This is a genomic window from Acinetobacter sp. MYb10, from assembly GCF_002980175.2.
GTDB lineage: Bacteria > Pseudomonadota > Gammaproteobacteria > Pseudomonadales > Moraxellaceae > Acinetobacter > Acinetobacter guillouiae.
The window spans coordinates 2,020,781-2,044,919 of record NZ_CP058272.1 but is presented as its reverse complement, the minus strand read 5'-3'; the positions used below and the strand labels follow the sequence as shown (position 1 = coordinate 2,044,919).

Genomic DNA, 24,139 nt, shown 5'->3' with positions numbered 1-24,139 from the left:
AAATTTAATGTTTTGCCAGCTATATATTGGCATTTGTGTATGAACAGAATCAGAGTAAATAATTGGACCATCCTATCTTGAATGATCCTAGGAATTATTCTGGATAACGTTTCCCTCTTAAATTCCTAAAATCAGCTGATAAGGTTTAAACCCATCCAATACGACATCAGCAATCAAATGAATAAATGGTGTAGTATTATCATTTGCCATCCATTGATCTAAAGCTTCATAGTAAGCTAATCGATTTTCTACAGTAATTACACTTGGTGGATAACCCGCTTTAAGCAATTCAAGGTTCATCAATAAGCGAGATGTGCGACCATTTCCATCAACAAAGGGATGGATAGCTACAAAGTCTGCATGAACTTTGGCTGCTCGTTCAACCGGATGTAATTTATGAGCATCACGATTATACCAATCAATAAACTGAGCCATTTTATCATTGAGCAATGTGTGGTCTGGTGGGGTAGTCGTAGCACCTGAGATTAAGACATTTTGTTGACGGTATCGCCCAGCATTTTCATCATCAATATTTTTTAAGATGAATTGATGAATATTACGAATTTGCCATTCTGAAAAGGGTTCTTGTCTTTTGATAATATCTTCAACATACAAAATTGCATCACGATGATTGATCGCTTCAAAATGCTCTCTTAATGCCTTACCACCTATCGTAATTCCTTCAAGGACAACCTTGGTTTCTAACAAGGTTAAAGTATTACCTTCAATGGCATTGGAGTGGTAAGTCCAACGTAATATGAGATCTTCGTGTAGATTTTTGACAATTGTAGATGAAAGAGGTCGATGCTGATCTAATTTAGCTTTTAAATCATCAATGATCTCAAACATGTTTTATCTCTACAGACGAAATAAAATGATCATACATGAAAAAATGATTGCAATAAAATCTAACCGCTACCTCTATCATTCGCTGTATGGCGAGCAGATCTATTGTAGGCATTAGAGTCGTTAATTAAAGTATTCTTTGGGTTCTTTAATCATTATAAAATTCAATTATTTAAAAATTTTTTAATAAATTGTTAAGGATTTAAAATCAACTTTTTCTTGAAGGGAGGAATTTATCAAGCCTCCCAATTTATGTACAAGTCCCTCTTTAATAAAAAGGGACTTGCTCTTATTTTATAAAAGGGTTTCGAATTAAGAAACTGAATCATCCAAATTCGGTGCTAACCAACGTTTGGCTTCATCCAAAGTCCAATTCTTACGCTTTGCATAATCTTCTAGCTGATCTAACGCAATTTTACCCACGTTAAAGTATTCAGACTGTGGATTCGCATAGTAGAAACCACTGACACTTGATGGCGGCCACATTGCAAAACTGCTGGTCAATTGCGTACCAATCTTATCCGTGGTGCCTAACCAATCAAACAAAGACGCCTTTTCAGAATGCTCAGGACAAGCTGGGTAGCCCGGCGCAGGACGAATACCGACATACTTCTCTTTGATTAATTCTTCATTAGAGAGTTGTTCATCTGCCTGATACCCCCAGAACTCTTTACGAATACGTTCATGTAAATGTTCTGCAAACGCTTCAGCAAAACGATCACCCAAAGACTGAGCAAGAATGGCGGAGTAATCATCCCCTTTGGCCTTATACTCATGCGCCATTTCTTCCGCACCAAAAATTGAAACGGTAAAACCACCCAAGTAGTCTTCGGCTTGTGCTTTGGTTGCAACAAAATCAGCCAAAGACAAATTCGGTTTGCCTGTGACTTTATCTGATTGCTGACGAATATGCTGGAAGGTATGGGTTACAGATTGACCATCTTCGCTAAACACTTCAACAGAGTCAGCAGCTGAACGGTTTGCAGGATAAATCCCAAAAACGGCACGCGCATCGAAACGTTTATTGTCAATAATGTCTTTTAGCATTGCCTGAGCTTGATTATATAAATCAGTTGCAGCTTCACCGACAATCTCATCTTGTAAAATTTTCGGGAATTTACCTGCCAGACTCCAAGAAATAAAGAATGGCGTCCAGTCAAAATATTCCACCAATGTATCAAGTGGATAATTGGTCAAGGTTTGCAAACCAATAAAGTTGGGTTTTACGGGTGGATTGGCGGCAAAGTCAATTTTTAGACCATTTTCAATGGATTCTGTATACGATAATTTAGCTGCTTTCGGTTGCTTATTGGCAATACGTTCACGTACTTTTTCATATTCAGCACGATGCTCATCGACAAATTTAGGCTTCATTTCAGGAGACAGCAGGGTGGTTGCAACACCCACCGCACGAGAAGCATCTGCAACATAGATCACCGCATCATTTGAGTATTGCGGATCAATTTTTACTGCCGTATGTGCTTTCGATGTGGTTGCACCACCAATCAACAGTGGGATTTTAAAACCCTTGCGTTGCATTTCTTTTGCAACAAATACCATTTCATCAAGCGATGGGGTAATCAAACCTGATAAGCCGATAATATCGACTTTCTCATCAATCGCAGTCTGTAAAATTTTCTCGCAAGACACCATGACACCAAGGTCAACAATGTCATAACCATTACACCCAAGCACAACACCAACAATGTTTTTACCAATATCGTGTACATCGCCTTTTACAGTTGCCATCAACACTTTACCTTTGGATTGGCTGCCTGTTTTTTCAGCTTCAATGTACGGGTTTAACCATGCTACAGCTTGCTTCATTACACGTGCGGATTTGACCACTTGAGGTAAGAACATTTTACCTGAGCCAAATAAGTCACCGACCACATTCATACCGTCCATCAATGGACCTTCAATCACATCAAGTGGACGTTTAGACTTTAAACGGGCTTCTTCAGTATCTTCATCGATAAAGCTAGTAATCCCTTTGACTAGCGCATATTCAAGACGCTTTTCAACAGGTTCATTACGCCATTCAAGGTTTTCAACCTGTTTTTGGGCAGCACTTTGACCACGGTACTGTTCAGCAACTTCAAGCAATTTTTCAGTTGCATCTTGACCACTTTCGCCTTGGTTTTGGTTAAGAATGACATCTTCAACAGCGGCTTTCAGCTCTTTAGGAATATCATCATAGATGGCCATCTGACCCGCATTGACAATCCCCATGGTCATGCCTTGTTTGATGGCATAGTAAAGGAATACAGAGTGAATAGCTTCACGGACAGGTTCATTGCCACGGAAAGAGAACGATACGTTAGACACACCACCAGAAATCATGGCATGTGGTAAGTTTTGTTTAATCCAGCCTGTTGCTTCAATAAAGTCCACAGCATAGTTATTGTGTTCTTCAATCCCCGTTGCGACAGCAAAAACGTTCGGGTCAAAAATAATGTCTTCCGCAGGAAAACCGATTTCATTCACGAGCACATCATAAGAACGCTTACAGATTTCACGTTTACGTGCGGCAGTATCTGCCTGACCGGTTTCATCAAATGCCATCACAATGACAGCTGCACCATATTGACGGCATAAACGTGCTTTATGGACAAACTCGTCATAACCTTCTTTTAAGGAAATCGAGTTAACAACAGGTTTACCTTGTACACATTTTAAACCTGCTTCAATGATTTCCCATTTAGAGGAGTCAATCATGATTGGCACTTTAGAAATTTCAGGCTCAGATGCAACCAGATTTAAGAAATGTACCATCGCATTTTGCGAATCGAGCATTCCTTCATCCATATTGATGTCGATGATTTGCGCGCCTGAAACCACTTGTTGTAATGCAACATCAAGTGCTTCGGCAAAGTTTTCTTCACGGATTAAACGGAGGAATTTTTTAGAACCCGTGACATTGGTACGTTCACCGACATTGACGAACAATGAGTCGTCATAAATATTAAATGGCTCTAAACCACTGAGGCGACATGCAGGCTTGATGTCAGGAATTTTACGCGGTGGTATGTCTTTGACCGCATTATAAATGGCACGAATATGGTCAGGTGTTGTACCACAACAGCCACCAGTGATATTGATCAAACCACTTTCAGCAAATTCTTTTAAGAAGGCTGCTGTTTCTTCTGGTGTTTCATCATAGCCACCAAATGCGTTCGGTAAGCCAGCGTTTGGATGCGCTGAAACAAAAACATCGGCAACATCTGATACAGTTTTGACATGTGGACGCATGGCATCTGCACCCAAGGCGCAGTTAAATCCAATCGACAATAAATCGCCGTGACGCACAGAGTTCCAGAATGCTTCTGCAGTTTGTCCTGTTAAGGTACGACCAGAAGCATCAGTAATTGTGCCGGAAATCATCAGTGGTAATTCACGACCAAGCTGTTTAAAGACTTCTTTTACCGCAAAAATTGCTGCTTTACAGTTTAAGGTGTCAAACACCGTTTCAATGAGAAGGATGTCTGCGCCACCTTCAATTAAAGCATGCGTGGCTTCAATATAATTTTCTTTGAGTTCATCAAAGGTAATGTTACGAAATGCTGGATCATTCACATTTGGTGAGATAGAACAGGTACGTGATGTTGGCCCCAATACTCCAGCAACAAAACGTGGTTTGTCAGGGGTTGAGTATTTTTCACAAGCAGCTTTGGCAAGACGGGCAGCTTCAAAGTTAATCTCATGGACTAAATCTTCCATGTGATAGTCAGACATTGAAACCCGTGTGCCGTTAAAGCTATTGGTTTCAATAATATCAGCACCAGCATCTAGGTAAGCTTCATGGATGCCTTGAATAATTTGTGGCTGAGTTAACACCAAAAGGTCATTGTTGCCTTTTAAATCAGATGCCCAGTCAGCAAAACGCTCACCACGGTAATCAGCTTCTTCCAGTTTATGGCGTTGGATCATAGTTCCCATTGCACCATCAATAATTAGGATGCGTTTGGCAAGAAGCTCTTGTAACGTGGTAAGCGTGGACATTAAAACTCTCAATAAAATCGGATTTTAAAAATAGCCGATATGTTATCAGAATGTAGACTTTCAAGGTACCAATCTTGACACACTTCCTGATGACAGATTTTTGATCTAGACAATTTAAAAAAATTCAAATAATTCATTCTAAAAAATCATGCATTTAGGGGAATACATGATTTTTTTGCACAAGCGTAAAAAAATGTTGAAACTCTAAGCTTAAGTGTTAACTTAATCACATAATTTATTATAAATGTGAGATAAAACTATGAATAGGGTCTATAAAATTGTTTGGAATGAATCTTTGGGCACTTGGTGTGCTATTTCTGAGGTATCTAAGACACGGGGTAAACGATCTTCTGCTAAAACAACTGTTGCAGGTGCGTTATTGGCAATTTCAGCATTGACTATGTCGAGTATGGCTGCTGCGGCTGATCACTATGTCAGTATCAATGATGGTGGTACTCAAGGGGGGAATTATAATAATGATGGAGCAACAGGTCTAAATGCGATTGCTGTAGGTGTGGGTGCGAGTGCAACTGGTGAGAGTGCGATTGCTATTGGTAATGTCACCAGCGATGCTGCAAATAGTATTGCGATTGGTAACAATAATTCGCTAAGTAATAGCGCAAGTTCTAGTACTGCAATTGGGCACAATAACAATGTTACAGGTAATGAAGCTTTAGCTTTAGGTGCTAACAATACTGTAAAAGATTTCTCTGGTGTTGCAGTAGGCAGTTATAACAATGCCGAGGGATATCGTTCTATTGCAGTCGGTGCGGAAAATAAAACTAAAGGTCAATGGTCTTCTGCATTTGGTGTTTGGAATATCGCAGAAGGAGAGCGAGCTACAGTTTTAGGTGCCAATAATACAATCCAAGGTCGTCGTGCTTTAGGTATGGGTGTCGCCAACGAGATTTCAAGTGCAAGTGAATATAGTTCAGCTGTTGGTGCATTTAATAAAATTACAGACAGTATTAAGTCCTTGACTGCGGGTTTTGGTAATACAGTTATTGGCGGTGAGAAAAATAATGTTCTTGGGAACGAAAATACACTGAATAACGCCAAGAATACGACTGTATTAGGCAATAAAAACACGGTTGCTCAAGAGAATACTCAAGTCCTTGGTAACAATGTCACAACGACTCAAGCCAACAGTGTTGTGTTAGGTAACGCATCCACAGATCGTGCAGCGACTGCTGTAGATAAAGTCAGCATTAATGGTGAGGATTATGCATTTGCAGGTGTAGGTTCTGCTACCAATGGCGTGCTGAGTGTGGGTAAAGTGGGAGGTGAACGCCAAATCATCAATGTTGCTGCAGGTGAAGTCAGCGCAAGCAGTACAGATGCAGTGAACGGTTCGCAGTTATATGCAACCCATAAAGCAATTGCTGATAGTCAAACCCATTATGTCAGTATCAATGATGGCGGTACCCAAGGCGGGAATTATAATAATGACGGGGCAACAGGTAAAAATGCTGTAGCAGTAGGCGTAGGAGCGAGTGCAACGGGTGAGAATACGATAGCTATTGGTCTAAATGCAGGCACTAACAATGATGGTAGCTGGAATACCAGTGTTGGATCGAACAGTGGACAAAATATTAACGGCCACAAAAATACAGCTTTAGGTGTTGGCGCTGGTCGTGATGTCACGGGAAATAACAACACAGGATTAGGTGTGGATGCGGGTATAACTGTTACTGGTGATAGCAATCTTGCTGTGGGTGATTTTGCTGGAGCGAAGGTAAGAGGAAGTGGTAACACCGCTTTGGGTAAGATGTCGGGTTTTATAGTAACTGGTACCGCAAATACTGCGACTGGCCAAGAGTCAGGCCGTAATGTCGAGGGGCATAATAATTCCGCTTTTGGTGTGAAGTCAGGTAATAATGTCCAAGGGGATAGCAATCTTGCTCTCGGTGATTCAGCAGGTGAAAACGTTACGGGTAATCGTAATGTCGCCTTGGGGCGAGCAGCGGGTCAGGGACTAAATAATGTAGATGATGCAACTAGTCTAGGAAGTGGGGCAAAGGCAGCTGTTCGTAACAGTGTTGCCTTAGGTGCAAATAGTGAGGCGATGCGTGATGTAAATAGTGAAGTTGCCTATGTACCCTTAGGTACAACGATTGCTGCAGCCAATGCGGCGGGTGGTGAAGTATCAGTGGGGGCGGTTGGAAAAGAACGCCTTATTAGCAATGTTGCAGCGGCGAGCCAAGATACTGATGCAGTAAACCTATCACAACTTAAAGCAGTTCAGGCTGCAACAACTACACATTATGTCAGTATCAACGACGGTGGTACTCAAGGGGGGAATTATAATAATGATGGAGCTGTTGCAAGTGGTTCAGTGGCAATTGGGGTAGATTCGAGTAGCTTTGGTACTTCGGGTGTTGCAATTGGTCACAATGCAGATGTAAGCGGTTTACAAGGTATCGCTATTGGTAACAATGCTCAAGCTGGTTACCAAAGTATAGCATTAGGTTTTGATACTGTAGCTACAGCTTTTAATAGTATGGCACTCGGTAATCGAGCAATTGCCTATACTGACGGTACAACTTTGGGGCAAGGTACTTATGCAAATAAATTAGCCACAGCAATGGGTAATGGTGCATTGGCAGTCGGTCAGGAAAGTTCAGCTTATGGTTATAGTGCCCTAGCAGGTACAGACTCATTTAATCAGCCTTCAGCAGGCACAGATCCAGACACAATTGGTAAAGCATATGCCACAGCTATGGGATCCAGAGCCAAAGCTAGTGCTCAAGGTTCTACAGCAGTTGGCGCTGGAAGTGTGGCTGAAGTTGATAATGGCATTGCTCTTGGAGCAAATTCAGTAGCAAATACAGGAGCTGGTGTTGCAGGTTATGTGCCGATCAGTGCAAATCAGCCACAAAAAGATGCAATAAATGCAACTCAATCTACATTGGGTGCAGTCAGCGTAGGTAGTGTGGGTAATACACGTCAAATCACAAATGTAGCCGCTGGTACGATAGATAGTGATGCTGTAAATGTAGCACAACTTAAAGCAGTTCAGGCTGCGACAACTACACATTATTTCAGTGTTAATGATGAGGGTATTCAAGGTAACAATTATAACAATGATGGGGCGACTGGTAAAAATGCTTTAGCTGTGGGCATCGGAGCTAAGGCGGTTGGGGAAAATGATATTGCCATCGGTTCAGGTGCGCAAGCAATGGGTGGTCGTGCTGTGGTGATCGGCCTCAATGCAGGGAGTGGAAATATTTCGGATGGGGATGCCAATGTATTGATTGGTATGAACGCTGGCACTAACAATGATGGTCGTTGGAATACGAGTGTTGGATCAAACAGTGGGGATAACACCAAAGGACAAAGAAATACAGCTTTAGGTGACTATGCTGGTCGTGATGTCACAGGGAATGGCAACATAGGATTGGGTGCAAGTGCGGGTGTAAAAGTTACAGGTGAAACTAATCTTGCTGCGGGTGCATCGGCTGGCGGTAATGTAGAGGGAAGCTATAACACCGCTTTGGGTAGAACATCAGGTGTAGACGTAATTGGTAACTCAAATACTGCGACTGGACTAGACTCTGGCAGTATGGTTAGGGGAAGTAGTAACTCAGCTTATGGTCAGATGTCTGGTCGTAGTGTTACTGGCGATAGCAATGTAGCTATTGGTGTAAGTTCTGGCAACAATATTTCAGGGAACTACAATGCTGCATTAGCCTATGGAGCAGGTAACAACAGTGTGGGAAATCTTAACACTGCTTTAGGCTTTACATCGGGTATTGAAGTTAAAGGTGATTCCAATAGTGCGGTGGGTGATTCAGCAGGACAAAGAGTTATAGGTAACCAGAACACTACTCAAGGTAGGGTGGCCGGCCAAGATATTTTTGGTCACCAGAATACAGCAGTAGGTGCAGGAGCTGGTTCTAATGTGGGCACCAATATCAATCCTAGTAATTATAACAGTGCTTTGGGTATCAATGCGGGGCGTAATGTCCAAGGTAACAGTAATCTCGCTCTTGGTGATACTGCGGGTAATAACGTTACAGGTAGCCGTAATGTCGCCTTGGGGCGAGCAGCGGGTCAAGGGTTGAGCAATGTAGATGATGCAACCAGTTTAGGAAGTGGGGCAAAGGCTGCTGTTAGTAACAGTGTTGCTTTAGGTGCAAATAGTGAGGCAATCCGTGATGTAAACAGTGAAGTCGCTTATGTACCGTTAGGTACAACGATTGTCGCAGCCAATGCAGCAGGTGGTGAAGTATCTGTAGGTACGGTTGGAAAAGAGCGCCGTATTAGCAATGTTGCAGCGGCGAGCTTAGACACCGATGCTGTAAACCTATCACAACTTAAAGCTGTTCAGGCTGCAACAACTACACATTATTTCAGTGTTAATGATGAGGGTATTCAAGGTAACAATTATAACAATGATGGAGCGACTGGTAAAAATGCTTTAGCTGCAGGCCGCGCTTTAGCAGGTGGTGAATCCTCAGTTGCTATTGGTGAAGGTGCATCTGCAAAAGCCGATTTTTCTACCGCAGTGGGCTTTTTGAATACTGTAACTGGTCAAACATCTGTTGCAGTGGGTGGTGGCAATATTGTAGCTGGTAAAAACTCTACCGCGGTTGGTGCAAGTAATAACGTTACTCAAGAGAATACTCAAGTCCTCGGTAATAATGTCACAACAACCCAAGCCAACAGCGTCGTTTTAGGAAATGAATCCACAGATCATGCAGCGAGTGTTGTAGATAAAGTGACGATTAATGGTGAGGATTATGCCTTTGCAGGTGTGGGTTCTGCTGCCAATGGCGTCGTCAGTGTGGGTAAAGTGGGTGGTGAACGTCAAATTATAAACGTTGCTGCAGGTGAAATTAGTGCAACCAGTACAGATGCTGTCAACGGTTCACAATTGTATGCGACCAATAAAGCAATTGAAGACAATAGGATACATTACTTTAGTATCAATGGAGGGCCGACTAGTTTGAACAACAGTAATTATTACAATAATGGGGCTACTGGTACGGATTCGATGGCAATAGGTATTATGGCGAGTGCTAGCGGTGATGGTGGTGTAGCGATCGGTTCTTTGGTTGATGCTCACGGACTCCTCTCTGTTGCACTTGGGAATAGCAGTTCGGCTAGTGGCATAAAGGCCGTTGCAGTAGGAACTTACAATATTGCACACAGTGATAGTAGTGTTGCTATGGGCTCTGAAAATAATGCTTATGGTAAAGAGTCTATAGCCCTTGGATACCTAAACTTTGCAGATCAAGACCATACAGTTGCCATAGGGCGATATAATTTTGCATCTAGCATTGGATCGGTGGCTGTGGGTAATGAGAATGTAATATCGTACAATGCTAATGAGAGTTCAGTCTTGGGCAGTTTTAATAAAGTTCAAAACAGTATTCAGGCTTTGGCTATTGGTGGGAAAAATACAATAACAGATAGTGATAATAGTCATGCTATTGGTGGATCCAATACATTGAATAATGCTAAAAACAGCACGCTTATTGGTAATGAAAATACTTCTTCACAAGACAATACCTTTGTTCTAGGAAATAAAGTTACTACCAGCCAAGCCAACAGCGTCGTTTTAGGAAATGAATCCACAGATCGTGCAGCGACTGCTGTAGATAAAGTCACTATTAATGGTGAGGATTATGTCTTTGCTGGTGTAGGATCAACAGCCAATGGTGTCGTCAGTGTCGGTAAAGTCGGTGGTGAACGTCAAATCATCAATGTTGCTGCAGGTGAAATTAGTGCAAGCAGTACAGATGCCATTAACGGTTCACAATTATATGCGACAAACCAAGCGGTTGAAAAACTTTATGCTGGTGCAGGGGATACAACCCATTATGTAAGTGTCAATGATACTGGTACCAAAGCAGGTAATTATAATAATGATGGTGCAAGTGGAGCGCTTGCTGTAGCGGTAGGTGTTGGTGCAAGTGCAAAAGGAGATGGTGCTACTGCGCTTGGTCTTAATTCATCAGCCAAGAGTAAAGATGCAGTTGCGATTGGAACGGATACGCGTGCCGAGCTGGAAGGTAGTATTGCTCTTGGTAAAGGCTCAGTTGCTAATACTGCGGCGGGTATCGCTGGCTTTGATCCATTGACAGGGTTTGGTTCTACCAATACTGGTAGTACATGGCGAAGTAGTGCAGCGGCATTTTCCGTGGGAGATGTCTCAAGGGGCATCACTCGTCAAATTACTGGTGTAGCAGCGGGTACAGCAGATACAGATGCGGTCAATGTTGCACAATTAAAGGCTGCAATATCTAAAACCAATGAAGCTAAAGGATCTACAGAAACTGTAAGTGCAGGTAAAAATACTGAAGTAACAAAAACCACTAAGGCTGATGGCTCAACTGATTATCAAGTTGCAACCAAAGATGATGTAAGTTTTGAGTCGGTAACAGTGGGCAATATTAAAGCTGATTCACAAAGCAATACCATCAGTGGTTTGGCTGACGGTAAGGTGAGTGCTGATTCTGATCAAGCAGTTAATGGTAGTCAATTGCATGACACCGCTGAAAGTGTTGCAAATGCATTGGGTGGAAATGCAAAAGTTAATCCAGATGGAACGATCAAAACCAGTAATATTGGAAATACAGGTAAAGACAATGTGCATGATGCAATTGCTTCAATACATGGACAGGTTGCCGGTGCTAAAACCAGCGTGTCTGCAGGTAAGAACACTGTTGTAAACAGTAGCACCAATGCGGATGGTTCAAATAACTATCAAGTGGCTTTAGCAGAGGATATTCAGTTAAATTCCGTTACTGCGAATCAAGTCACAGCACAGCAAGTTACAGCGAATAAGGTCAATGTGGGTAAAGTCACGATTGATGGGACAACCAATAAAGTCAGTGGTTTAGCAAATGGTGAAATTACCTCAACCTCTACGGATGCTATTAACGGTTCACAATTACACCAAACCAATAGCAGTGTGGCGCAACATTTAGGTGGCGGCTCAACACTGAACAAAGATGGTTCGATTGGTGCACCCACCTACAATGTCGCAGGGGGAACTTTCCACAATGTAGGGGATGCCTTGGGTGCTATAGATACTCGGGTAAGTAATCTGGAACAAGCTTTCTATGACACCAATAAAAACATGGATGATTTGCGTAACGATACTTATGCGGGTATCGCAGGTGCGATGGCGGTAGGTAACTTACCACAACCCACTGAAGCGGGCATGAGTATGGTCAGTGCGGGTGTCTCTGGTTACCGAGGGGAAACAGCTGTGGCGATCGGGGTGAGTGCGATTACGGACAGTAATAAGATCGTTTGGAAAATGGGTGCTTCTGCTGACAGCCGTAGCAATATTGGTGGTGCAGTGTCTATGGGTTATCAGTGGAAATAGTTTTAATTAAACATAAGTATTAACTTATATTCAAGATCAACTTTCAGGATAATCTTCAACAAAAAACTCAGTGTTTACAGAACGCTGAGTTTTTTATGCACATTACAAATTGAAAAGTAAACGATTGCTTGATCTATTAGAGCAAGCCTTTAAAAAGCGTGTAAAACATTGCTTGGATGATCTCTTTATTTTTTGCACATTATTTGTCTAACATATGCAATTCAAGACGATTTATTGATGAGGCAGAGTACTTTAGTGAAAGGAAAATTGTTGGCCTTAAACTTGCATAGATTCGGTAAACGGAATTTATTGGAACATATCTAAAAATAAACTTAAAAGCATGTTTGTTTTTTCATCAATTTGTCATAAATTTCAGGAAAAATGGCAATGCCAAATGATAAATAGTTCAAATTGGTCTGAAATATTACAAATATTATTTCAGCCTGAAATATAATATTTTGCTTAAGTTGTATTGATTTTATTGGTGTAAGATACTAATTATAAATAAAAAAAATATTAATTTTGTCGCTTGTGTAGCGAAATACTGAAGTGAAATAATTATAAATTTCACTTCATATGACCTCTATTTGTCATATAATTGTCACAATTTAATTGAACAATAAGCGCATTCTAATATTCGCTAACTTTCTGCATGAATTCGAATTTACCTCCCGTCTCAGATTCTGCACAATCGTCTCAAGCTGCTAAATCGACGAATGTACATGTACCTACACCGAAATTTTTTATGCCGGTGTTTCTGACGATCATTATTGCTACCTTGATTTATATTGGGGTGCAAGTTAGTGCAGATTTAGCACATGTTCCACCTTTAAGCCTTTATTCAGTGATTCTTTTAGCGACAGCGTTATTTATCGCTTTGGGTTTTGAGTTTGTAAATGGTTTTCATGATACAGCCAATGCTGTAGCAACTGTGATCTATACCAATGCATTGCCTGCACCTGTAGCAGTCATGTGGGCAGGCTTTTGTAACTTTCTTGGGGTAATGGTTGCCAGTGGCGCAGTTGCGTATGGAATTATTGCCTTACTTCCTGTTGAATTGATCATGAATGTAGGCAGTGGCGCTGGTTTTGCTATGGTTTTTGCCATGCTGATTGCGGCGATTCTGTGGAATTTAGGCACGTGGTTCTTAGGTATTCCGGCATCAAGCTCTCACACTTTGATTGGCTCAATTTTGGGTGTAGGCATCATGAACTACATTTTGCACGCTTCAACGGGTGCAAGTGGTGTAGACATGGATCAAGTGCTTAAAGTGGGTAAAGCATTACTGTTTTCTCCTTTGATTGGTTTTGCATTTGCAGCAGTTGTATTTTTGATTGTTAAAAAAATATTTAAGAAACAACTTGAGTTGTTCCAACCCCCTGAAGGCAATAAACCACCACCACCTTTGATTCGTGCGATTCTGATTTTCACCTGTACCGGTGTAAGCTTTGCGCATGGTTCAAATGACGGTCAAAAAGGTATGGGCTTAATCATGCTGATTTTGATTGGTATTGTGCCTTTGGCTTATTCGTTGAATAGAGGATTAGACCAACAGCATTTACAGTCATTCTCACAATTGTCTGGTCAAACTGCGACGGCAATTTATGCACAGCATGCCGATATTCCAGATGAACAAGCGCGTGTAACCATTACTAAATTTATCCAAACCAAAGAAATGAATCCAGAAGTTGTTCCTGCATTGGCCAGTTTGACTGATCATTTGGGCGAGCGTGTTGGAAAATTTGGTGATCTAAAAGATATTCCAGAAGCAGAAGTATCGTCATTGCGTAATGATATGTACTTAAGCACCACCGCTTTTAAACGTTTGGATAAAGCGGATCAACTTCCAAAAATGGATGAAGCTCAAGGCAAAGTGGTAAAAGAGTATCGCAAAAACTTAGATTCTTTCCTCCAATATATTCCAAACTGGGTAAAAGTTGCTGTGGCATTGGCACTTGGCTTAGGAACAATGGTAGGCTGGAAACGTATTGTCGTGACAGTAGGTGAGCGTATTGGTAAACATCATATGACCTATGGTCAAGGGATGTCGGCTGAACTTGTAGCGATGACTACAATTGCTGCCGCAGATGGTTTTGGTTTACCTGTTTCAACCACACATGTACTCAACAGCGCGGTTGCGGGAACCATGGTTGCCAATAAAACGGGATTGAACTTTGCAACAGTCAAAACGATTCTTTCCGCATGGATTTTTACCTTACCAGCAACGATTTGTTTATCAGGTGGTTTATTCTGGTTATTTTTAAAAGTATTTTAATTTAAAAGCTAGAGATGGCGATTGTTTTAAAAGTTGAATGATCGCTGTTGCTTGAATTAAAAAGAAAATGAGTGCACTCCGGTGCACTTTTTTTGATTTGGATAATGAAATTTTAAAATATGAATAACACAATTTCACCATTGAAAAAAACTTATAAAAAAATTAAGGTGTGGTTGTAAATCAAACTTGAGAAAAATGAGCATGTATTTAAGAAAATCACTTTGTGCTGCTGTATTACTTGGAATGTCTTTACCTGTATTTGCACAGGGAATTGTATTAAATAATGAAGATCTTCGCACAGATTTGAACTGGTTAAATCAGCAAGGTGTGATTCAAATCAGTACATCGACTTGGCCAATGAGTGGGGATGAAATTCAACGTGCCTTATCTCAAGCAAAAGTATTAAACAACACCCAACAAAAAGTTATTGATTCAATTCAAAATGCATTAAAAGCAGATAATCAAACTGCAAAATTAGGTTTATTTGCCGAAACTGATCAAAAAAATATTCCTCAAGCTTTTGGGGATAGTGCAAAAGCACAATATGTGGGTTCATTAGAATTTAATGCGGGCGGCGAAAACTGGGATGCAAAGCTTCGTGTCAATGCTGAAAAAGATCCACAAATTGACAATGGTCAAGATGTCAATGTGGAAGGTTCATATATTGCAGGGAAGTTATGGAATCAATGGGTTATTGCAGGTCAAATCCCAACATATTGGGGACCGGGACATGATGGTAGTTTGATTCGTGGTGATGCCAGCCGTCCAGTTTATGGTTTTACAGCACAGCGTGCTGAACAAAAAGCTTTTGAATCTAAATGGTTGTCTTGGATTGGTCCTTGGCAATATCAAGCATTTGCTGGACAGTTAGAAGATTATAAAGCAATCCCAAATGCTAAACTTTTGGGATTCCGCTTAACAGCTCAACCATTGCCATATTTAGAATTGGGTGCTTCACGTACTTTACAATGGGGTGGTGAGGGACGTTCACAAAGTTGGGATTCATTATGGAATGCTATAAAAGGGAATGATAACTTTGAAAATGGTGATGATGACAAATCTAATCAGGTTGCAGGTTTTGATGGGCGTTTAAATTTACAAACATTATTAAATGTACCTGTCAGTGTCTACGGTCAGTATGTTGGGGAAGATGAAGCAGGGCTATTACCTTCGAAAAAAATGTATTTGGCAGGTATGGATTATTCGACAAGTTTTAAAAACATGCCAGTTCAGCTTTATGCTGAATGGGCAGATACAACAACAAATGGTGATGTTAAAGCTATTTCTTATAATCATTATATTTATAAAGATGGTTATTACCAACAAGGTTTCCCACTTGGACATGCAATGGGTGGTGATGGTGAAATGATTTCTGTCGGCGGTGATATTCGTTTTGATGTGATGAATCGTTTATCTGGTCGTGCGCTTTATGCCAAAGTTAACCAGTCAGCCGCTTCCTTTGGTGATAAGCAAATCAACTTAGCCTTCCCAGAAAAAGACAAAATTAAAGCATTAGATTTAACTTGGACACATTATATTAAACCGACCATGCCATTAAAAATTAATGGTTGGGTCAGTGATTCTGATCTACATGGCAATGATGCTGGTGCTTCTGTAGGGATTGAAATTCCTTTAGATAAAGCATTGTTCGGTCATTAAGTCCATAGTTTTCGGCTGTATATATTCAAGTTTCGGCATATACAGTTTGATAAGCTGGGACTAAGCTAAAATCGCTTTTTTAAATTCTAGAAGCGATTTTTAGTTTTAAGTTGTTGATTGAATTGTTTGCTTTTCTGGTATTCAATGTTTTAAAGGCTGACTTGAAAAAGGTGAGCCTTTTTATGTTTAGACTTGAATTTTCTCAAGTGTAAGCGTTTAACGGTCATTATTAAATGAATTACATCTATTAGGGTCTGTTGATATTTCATAAATGGCTTGCGTTGTAGGCTAAAATTGAGCAGGCAAGGCAGGAAACGAAGAGAATAGCGAGACTATTTTCGAGTTTCATAACGCAGACTGAGATAATTTTAGCCACAACCCTGAGCAAGAACAAAGCACTGCTTTGTTTGCAGCGCAAGGCGCAGCGGGGGACTAGAGTGTTTTTTGCTGCTACATCGTTACGAACTATTTATTTAGAATGACTAAATTTCATATTTCGTGCCTTGTATCATCTAAAAATCACTCGTAGTCGCAAACGTAGACGAATTGTCAACAGACCCTAGTTATGCTAATGCTTTTTTATATTGGATAAATCCTGTTTTACTCGCAATACGATCATAAAGGTGTTGGGCGTTAATATTGGATTCTTGAGTGAGCCAATAAACACGGTCAAACTTTGTTGCGCAGACCTGATAACAATGCTCAATTAATTGTCGTGCTAAACCTCGATTCCTAAAATCTTCATCCACAAATAAATCTTGTAGATAACAATAGGGTAAATCTGTCCACATGCTCATATGTGCAATCAAATGTACAAAGCCAACCACTTGACCATTTACTTTGATGGCAAAACCAAACATATCAGCTTGTTCAGGATTTGTGATTCGCTTCCAAGATAATCTTATTTGTTCATCACTGAGTTGTGATTTATAAAATGTTAAATAGCCGCGCCAAAGTGGAAGCCATTGCTTAAAATCAATTTGTTCTAGTGCAATAATTTGTGTGGTCATGCCGATCTCTTGTTGTTGCTTATGATGTTTTTATATATGAATATAAAAAAACAAGCAAAAGGGTTGAGGTGTAAATCACTATAATGAATATAAATTTTAATATGTGTAATAAGTACACGTTTTTGTGAGCTGGTGCTGTCAATGCCTATATCTGAGGAAAGACTTACTCATCTAAAACAGCTTGAAGCTGAGAGTATTCATATCATCCGTGAAGTTGCTGCTGAGTTTGAAAATCCAGTGATGCTTTACTCAATCGGGAAAGACTCAGCTGTCATGCTGCATCTTGCTTTAAAAGCATTTTATCCTGCTAAACTTCCTTTCCCATTGTTGCATGTCGACACAGGCTGGAAGTTTAAGGACATGATTAAATTCCGTGACAACATGGCAAAAGAACACGGTTTTGATCTGATCGTGCATCAAAACAAAGAAGGTAAAGATGCTGGTGTAAATCCATTTGATTATGGTAGCTCAAAATATACCGATATTATGAAAACCCAAGGCTTAAAACAGGCATTGGATAAATATCAGTTTGATGCTGCATTTGGTGGTGCACGCCGTGATGAAGAAAAGTCACGTGCAAAAGAACGTGTTTATTCTTTCCGTGATGCTAAACATCGTTGGGATCCTAAAAACCAACGTCCAGAGCTTTGGAATCTTTATAACGGTAAAGTTAATAAAGGCGAGAGTATCCGCGTATTCCCATTGTCAAACTGGACTGAGTTAGACATTTGGCAATATATCTACCAAGAAAGTATTCCTTTGGTACCTTTGTATTTAGCAGCTGAACGTCCAGTTGTTGAACGTAGTGGTACGTTGATCATGGTGGATGATGAACGTATGCGTTTAAAAGAAGGTGAAGTTCCACAAATGAAATCGGTACGTTTCCGTACTTTGGGCTGTTACCCGTTGACAGGTGCAGTTGAATCAACGGCAACAACATTGCCTGAAATTATCCAAGAAATGCTTTTAGCCACCAGCTCTGAACGTCAAGGTCGTATGATTGACCACGATGAAGCAGGTTCGATGGAAAAGAAAAAGCAAGAAGGCTATTTCTAAGTATTTTTTATATGAATCTTCCCCTAACCCCTCTTTATAAAAGAGGGGGGAACTCCAGCAAGAAAACGGAGGACTTAGGAGGATTTAAAGATATAGCAACCGATTTCAAAATATTGTGGAGCTTTGAGCAATGTCTCATCAATCAGAATTAATTAGCCAAGATATCTTGGCATATTTAAAACAGCACGAAAATAAAGACCTGTTAAGATTTTTGACTTGCGGTAATGTGGATGATGGTAAATCAACATTAATTGGTCGTTTACTTTATGATTCAAAATTGATTTATGAAGATCAATTACAAGCAGTAACCCGTGATTCTAAAAAAGTGGGCACCACAGGCGATGCACCTGACTTGGCCTTGCTTGTCGACGGTTTACAAGCTGAACGTGAGCAAGGTATTACCATTGATGTGGCTTATCGTTATTTTTCTACTGAAAAGCGTAAATTTATCATTGCCGATACACCAGGGCATGAGCAATATACCCGTAACATGGCCACAGGTGCATCTACCGCAGATCTTGCAATCATCTTGATTGATGCTCGTTATGGCGTACAAACACAAACTCGTCGTCATACCTTTATTGCGAGCCTATTGGGTATTCGTAATATCGTAGTTGCGATTAACAAAATGGACTTGGTTGAATTCTCTGAAACACGTTTCAATGAAATTCAAGTTGAGTACAATAATTTTGTCAATCAATTGGGTGAGCGTAAACCTGCCAATATCATCTTCTCGCCAATTTCTGCATTGAATGGCGATAACGTTGTAAATAAATCTGAAAATACACCGTGGTATCAGGGTAAAACCTTGATGGAAACATTGGAAACTGTTGAAATTACACATGATGTAAGCAAACATGAGTTCCGTTTCCCAGTGCAATATGTGAACCGTCCTAACCTTGATTTCCGTGGTTTCTGCGGAACGATTGCTTTAGGAGAAATCAAAGTTGGCGATGAAATTGTGGCTTTACCGTCTGGTAAGAAGTCAACAGTTAAAGAAATTGTCACTTTTGATGGTAACTTAGCGCATGCTATTGCAGGTCAGGCTGTAACGCTAACGTTAAATGATGAAATCGATATTTCGCGTGGTAACGTGCTGGTTAAAGCGGGTGAACAACCACTGATTTCCCGTTCTGCTCGTGCTTCTGTGGTATGGATGAACGATCAGCCCTTAGTGCTAGGTAAACTTTATAATGTGAAGTTTGGTACACAAACCATTCCGGCTAAGGTAGTGAAGATTAACTATCGTACCAATGTCAACACATTGGAAAAAATGCAAGTTGAACAGCTTGATTTAAATGCGATTGCAGATGTAACGATTGAGTTTGATGCACCAGTGGTATTTGACCGTTATCATGACAGTCGTTATACAGGTTCTTTTATCTTCATTGACCGTTTAAGTAATGTGACTGTTGGTGCGGGTATGGTTGAAGCTGCGGTTGAATGGGCTGCACACAATGAACCTGTCACTGCTGAAGCTCGTGCTGCACGTTTAGGTCAAAAACCGGCTGTGGTTGCTGTATCTGCTCAAGTACTTAAACATGCACAATCTCTTGAAAGCTTGCTGATTCAACAAGGTGTTGTTGCGATTGCAAAAGCAGGTTTATCAAGCGATCAAGTTGCATTGCTTCGTCAAACTGGTGTTGTGGTGGTGACGGATGTTGAACAGGGTGCTGATGTAGCATTTGCTCAAGAAGCGGTTGAAGAATTGGCTGAAAAAATTGTGGAATTGGTTCGTCTTTAACAGATTGGATTAATTGAGAGAAGCCCACCATAAGGTGGGTTTTTTATGCAAAAAAATTTAATATATACAAGATAATACCAATCAACATCATATAGATTAAAGCATTTTTAATTTTGCATTGTTTAATACTTAGAGCATATATCTTATTATAAATAAAAGGATTTTTAAATTTCTATTCTAAGTAAAAGTCCAGTGGTACTTTTTGTAGTGCTCAGCTAAATCTATTTAGAACTTCAATGAACTGCACGACTGTGCAAGCTTTAAAATAAGAAGAATTCACATTTATGGAATGCGATCAAAACAGACTTGCAACAGTACAAGCAATAAAATTTAGCTTTAATTTAAGTTAAGATTTAATGGTAGGTCATGTAATGAAAACATTTTTCCTGATTGGTATTGCAAGCGTATTGACAGCCTGTGCCTCAAACCAACCGAAAATACAGGAGCCGACCAAAGAATGCCGAAACTATCATGCAATGATGACGGCACCTATGGATCCGATGGCAATGCAACGTTTAAAACAAGCTTGTGATGAGTCCGAACAACAAAAATAATTTAATGATCAATCGTGTGCCGATCATTATAAAAAATGCGCTAATCCCAAGGGTTTAGCGCATTTAATTTTTATATAGTTGCGAATATTATAGTTAAAAAGCATGTTGCGTTTTTAAAGTCAAATACGCTCGTAAATCTTTTGGATAGTCTTGAATTAGTGCTAAAAACAGCGCTTGATTACCTTGATATAAAGCACGCGTGGCTTCCTCATAATTTGGCATATTGCCTGACATTGCTGACATAAAACGATCAGTTGCCTGTTTTGCCAACATTTTATTGCTTGCTGAATCGGGGTTCTTTAACTCTTGGTCAATCAATTTTCGAATCACAGCAGATGCACTAGAACTTTGTTGATCTAACCAATCCCAATGCTTTTGCTGCAAAGTGATTTCACGAGAAATCACCCCCAATTTAGGACGTCCAACTTTTTTAACCGCTTCAGGTTCAGCATAACGTTGTTGAATATCTGCGGCAGAGTCCATGATATTGACATCAATAGCTTGACCCGTTTGATCATTAAAAATCAACACAGGTGTGGAGGTGTTTTGTTGAGTCTTGATGGTTAATGCTACGTTTAACAGAGAATCAGTGATTAAACGCTCATTGCCAATAAAAGCAGTGTAGGTGTTTTCAGTATTCATTTTAAAACCTTTGGATATTTTTATCTGGGTAAAACTAATTTGTGTTTGAATATTATCAGGGTAAAATTAAATTAGCAAACAAAAAATGATCAAAAGGGTCTTTGATGCTTAAAAATAGCAATAAAAAAGCATGTAAATCTTTAAAAATTAAATGCTTACTTGCAAAAAATATAATGAGTTAAAGGCGATAACCTATTTTTAAACCATAAGTGAGCGCATGGTTATGTGTAATTAACAAATAGTTGGTTTTTTGATATTTGTTCTTACGTCTTTATCCGTTTGGTGCAATTTGTATAAACAATTGAAAACTATATTTTTGTAAGGATACTCACTCTATTTTGTAGACATTGGTGGCGAAATATTTGCACATGCACTGGTTTATGTTCAAATACAGAAAACATGAAAAGTAATGAATGGAATAGGAAAGAAAGTATGTCTACAAATAACATGCAACAGGTCATTATTACAGAACCCGGTGGTATAGAAAAACTGGCTTATGAAACGGTAGAAATTCCTCAACCCAAAGCAGATGAAGTTTTGGTTAAAGTCCATGCATTTGGGATTAATCGGCCCGATATTTTACAGCGTCAAGGCTTATATCCTATGCCAAAAGGGGTGACACCTGTTCCTGGTTTGGAAGTTGCTGGAGAGGTGATTGCAGTAGGAGAAAAGGTCACTTTATTCACTGTCGGGGATAAGGTTTGTGGACTGACCAATGGTGGTGGTTATGCAGAATATTGTGTCGTGCCAGAATCTCAAACCATTAATATTCCAGAAGCTGTAAGTTTTGTTCAAGCTGCAGCTATACCTGAAACCTTCTTTACCGTATGGGCCAATGTTTTCCAAATGGCGCATGCCAAAGCAGGTGAAACACTATTGGTACATGGTGGCTCAAGTGGTATTGGTACAACCGCATTAATGTTAGCGCAATCATTAGGTTTGAAAAGTTTTGCAACTGTAGGTTCCGATGAGAAGATTCAAGCCATTCGCCATTTGACCGATGCGATTAATTATAAAACTCAAGACTTTGAACAGGTCATTCATGAAAAGACCCAAAATGAGGGTGTCGATATTATTCTTGACATGGTTGGGGCGCCTTATCTAGATCAAAATCTAAACCTACTCCGTAGAGATGGGCGTTTGGTCTATATTGCATTTTTGGGTGGTGCAAAGGCCAAAGAAGTAAAATTAGGGCAGATTATGATGAAACGCCTCACTATTACCGGCTCAACCATGCGTGCGCGTACAACTGCTGAAAAAGCTGAAATTGCCAAAGGTTTGATGGAACATGTCGTTCCATTGTGGGCAAAAGGTGAATGTTTGCCCATGATTTATAAAACATTTAAGTTTGATCAGATCCAAGCTGCGCATGCATGTATGGATACTGGTGAGCATATTGGTAAAGTTGTGGTGGAAGTGATTTAAGATAAGTTTTTTCTATTTAACTTTGTAATTATACTATTTCTCTAAAACTTGATTCATATTATTAAAGAATTAGCACTGCCTCATCTTAGGTCGAAAAGTTTAAATTAATTTGTGTAGGCAATGCCTCACTTTTCAAGGATGAAAAGTGACAAAAATCCTTTGTTGAGCGAGGGGTACGTCCTGTACCCCCGCTCAACCGCGACATCCATGTCGCCACGCGATAGATACACCATGTATGATTGAATGATACAAAAAGGTTCAATTTATATTTAGTTCATTACATTGATTAGTATTCACAGGGCCGTTTAAATCCTGTTATAAAAATTTAAGCGACTTCTAAAATTAAATTTTATTCGGGTGGTTAAAAGCCTGCTAATACGATCTTACCAATGCTTTTACCTGACTCAATCAGTGTATGAGCTTGGGTTATATGTTCAACATTGATTTGACCGAGGTTTTGTCCCAAAGTGGTTTTGATTCTTTGGTCATCAACTAATTTTGAAACTTTATTTAAAATATCACCTTGTCGGCTGAGATCTTTGGTTTGGAATGTAGAGCGGGTAAACATCGATTCCCAATGAACAGAAACAGACTTAACTTTAAACGGGTTGATGATAAAGTTTTCAGGATCATCAATTAAACCAAAATGACCTTGAGGCGCAATCAAATTGGCAATGGCTTGTGTATATCGCCCTGTACCATTAATTGAAAAAATATAGTTGGGCAGCCCAATATTTAAGTCTAGGACTTGCTGTTCTAAAGGTTGGCTATGATCCACAATATGATCAGCCCCAATTTCAGTCAGCCATGCTTTAGATTCTGGGCGGGAGGCTGTGGCAATAACAGTAAATCCAGTCAGTACTTTTAACAATTGAACCGTAATAGACCCTACACCACCTGCAGCGCCAATGACTAAAATCACAGGTTTTTCAACTTTGGTGTCTTGGATTTTTAAACGGTCAAATAACATTTCATAAGCGGTGAGTGACGTTAAAGGCAAGGCCGCGGCTTCAGCATCACTCAATGATTTAGGTTTTAGCCCAACAATACGTTCATCGACCAATTGGAATTCAGCATAAGAGCCCTGTCTTTGGTTTGAACCCGCATAAAAAACTTCATCACCCACTTTAAAATTCTGAACTTTTTCTCCGATTGCTTTCACGATCCCAACCGCATCATGACCCAAAATTTTCCAAGTATCATTGTCAGGCGAAGTACGCTGTCGCATTTTGACATCGACTGGATTGATTGAAATGGCTTTGACCTCAATCAGTAAGTCATGACCTGTTGCAACTGGCTGTTCGATTTCGATTTCGGAAAAAACATTGGCTTCTGAAATTGCGAATGGTTTTTTATAAGCAACAGCTTTCATACGGTTTCACTTTTTATTGGCATATCAAATCAATAGCAAAAAAATCTCAATTAAGAAAGCAAAAAATTGTCAGTTTATGCTTATTGATAACATTTTATCGAATGGTCTTAATCAAAAAATTTAGACAGCAACAAGCGTATAGGTAAGATAAACAATTGCCAGCATGTGTAAAGCGGCAAAATCAGCCAATTTTCATGATTCAAAGTGCGGTTAAA

12 protein-coding genes are annotated in these 24,139 nt (G+C 40.0%); 7 read left to right on the top strand and 5 right to left on the bottom strand.

All coding sequences use genetic code 11. From position 1 onward, the window contains the following. Window positions 1-117 precede the first annotated feature (117 nt). Window positions 118-849: a Fic family protein gene (locus tag CQZ96_RS09600; RefSeq protein ID WP_105713236.1), complete on the bottom strand. Its 732-nt coding sequence runs from the start codon at window positions 847-849 to the stop codon at window positions 118-120. Between the two features lie 309 nt (window positions 850-1,158). Beyond that, window positions 1,159-4,848: a methionine synthase gene (gene metH / locus CQZ96_RS09595; protein ID WP_105713235.1), complete on the bottom strand. Its 3,690-nt coding sequence runs from the start codon at window positions 4,846-4,848 to the stop codon at window positions 1,159-1,161. Window positions 4,849-5,107: 259 nt separating this feature from the next. On the opposite strand from metH, the gene CQZ96_RS09590 reads away from it, so the two are divergent. The 3 genes from CQZ96_RS09590 to CQZ96_RS09580 all read left to right on the top strand — a co-directional run bounded on the left by CQZ96_RS09590 (window position 5,108) and on the right by CQZ96_RS09580 (window position 16,121). Then, window positions 5,108-12,187 (top strand): YadA-like family protein, encoded by a 7,080-nt coding sequence (locus CQZ96_RS09590; protein ID WP_105713234.1) that lies wholly within the window; start codon window positions 5,108-5,110, stop codon window positions 12,185-12,187. Between the two features lie 652 nt (window positions 12,188-12,839). Beyond that, window positions 12,840-14,462 (top strand): inorganic phosphate transporter, encoded by a 1,623-nt coding sequence (locus CQZ96_RS09585; RefSeq protein WP_004722795.1) that lies wholly within the window; start codon window positions 12,840-12,842, stop codon window positions 14,460-14,462. A 201-nt stretch (window positions 14,463-14,663) separates the two neighbouring features. Next, window positions 14,664-16,121 carry a capsule assembly Wzi family protein gene (locus CQZ96_RS09580; RefSeq protein ID WP_105713233.1) on the top strand — a complete coding sequence of 486 codons (1,458 nt, stop codon included), beginning with the start codon at window positions 14,664-14,666 and terminating at the stop codon, window positions 16,119-16,121. Window positions 16,122-16,684: 563 nt separating this feature from the next. Here CQZ96_RS09580 and CQZ96_RS09575 read toward each other — a convergent pair. Next, window positions 16,685-17,131 carry a GNAT family N-acetyltransferase gene (locus CQZ96_RS09575; protein ID WP_105713232.1) on the bottom strand — a complete coding sequence of 149 codons (447 nt, stop codon included), beginning with the start codon at window positions 17,129-17,131 and terminating at the stop codon, window positions 16,685-16,687. 147 nt (window positions 17,132-17,278) lie between these two features. Here CQZ96_RS09575 and cysD point away from each other — a divergent pair, with 147 nt between their 5' ends. The 3 genes from cysD to CQZ96_RS09560 all read left to right on the top strand — a co-directional run bounded on the left by cysD (window position 17,279) and on the right by CQZ96_RS09560 (window position 20,485). After that, complete coding sequence (gene cysD / locus CQZ96_RS09570; RefSeq protein ID WP_171066897.1) at window positions 17,279-18,187, top strand: sulfate adenylyltransferase subunit CysD; 909 nt, start codon at window positions 17,279-17,281, stop codon at window positions 18,185-18,187. 130 nt (window positions 18,188-18,317) lie between these two features. Continuing rightward, window positions 18,318-19,931, top strand: coding sequence for a sulfate adenylyltransferase subunit CysN (gene cysN / locus CQZ96_RS09565; protein WP_105713231.1), 1,614 nt, complete (start codon window positions 18,318-18,320; stop codon window positions 19,929-19,931). 371 nt (window positions 19,932-20,302) lie between these two features. Then, window positions 20,303-20,485, top strand: coding sequence for a hypothetical protein (locus CQZ96_RS09560; protein WP_016539216.1), 183 nt, complete (start codon window positions 20,303-20,305; stop codon window positions 20,483-20,485). 93 nt (window positions 20,486-20,578) lie between these two features. On the opposite strand, the gene CQZ96_RS09555 is transcribed toward CQZ96_RS09560, so the two are convergent. Then, on the bottom strand, window positions 20,579-21,127 hold the full coding sequence (locus tag CQZ96_RS09555; protein WP_105713230.1) for a DUF2239 family protein: 549 nt from the start codon (window positions 21,125-21,127) through the stop codon (window positions 20,579-20,581). A 432-nt stretch (window positions 21,128-21,559) separates the two neighbouring features. On the opposite strand from CQZ96_RS09555, the gene CQZ96_RS09550 reads away from it, so the two are divergent. Beyond that, window positions 21,560-22,552, top strand: coding sequence for an NAD(P)H-quinone oxidoreductase (locus tag CQZ96_RS09550; RefSeq protein WP_105713229.1), 993 nt, complete (start codon window positions 21,560-21,562; stop codon window positions 22,550-22,552). Between the two features lie 361 nt (window positions 22,553-22,913). On the opposite strand, the gene CQZ96_RS09545 is transcribed toward CQZ96_RS09550, so the two are convergent. After that, a complete protein-coding gene (locus CQZ96_RS09545) occupies window positions 22,914-23,924 on the bottom strand; it encodes a zinc-binding alcohol dehydrogenase family protein (protein ID WP_105713228.1) in 1,011 nt (336 codons plus the stop codon). Between the last annotated feature and the right edge of the window lie 215 nt (window positions 23,925-24,139).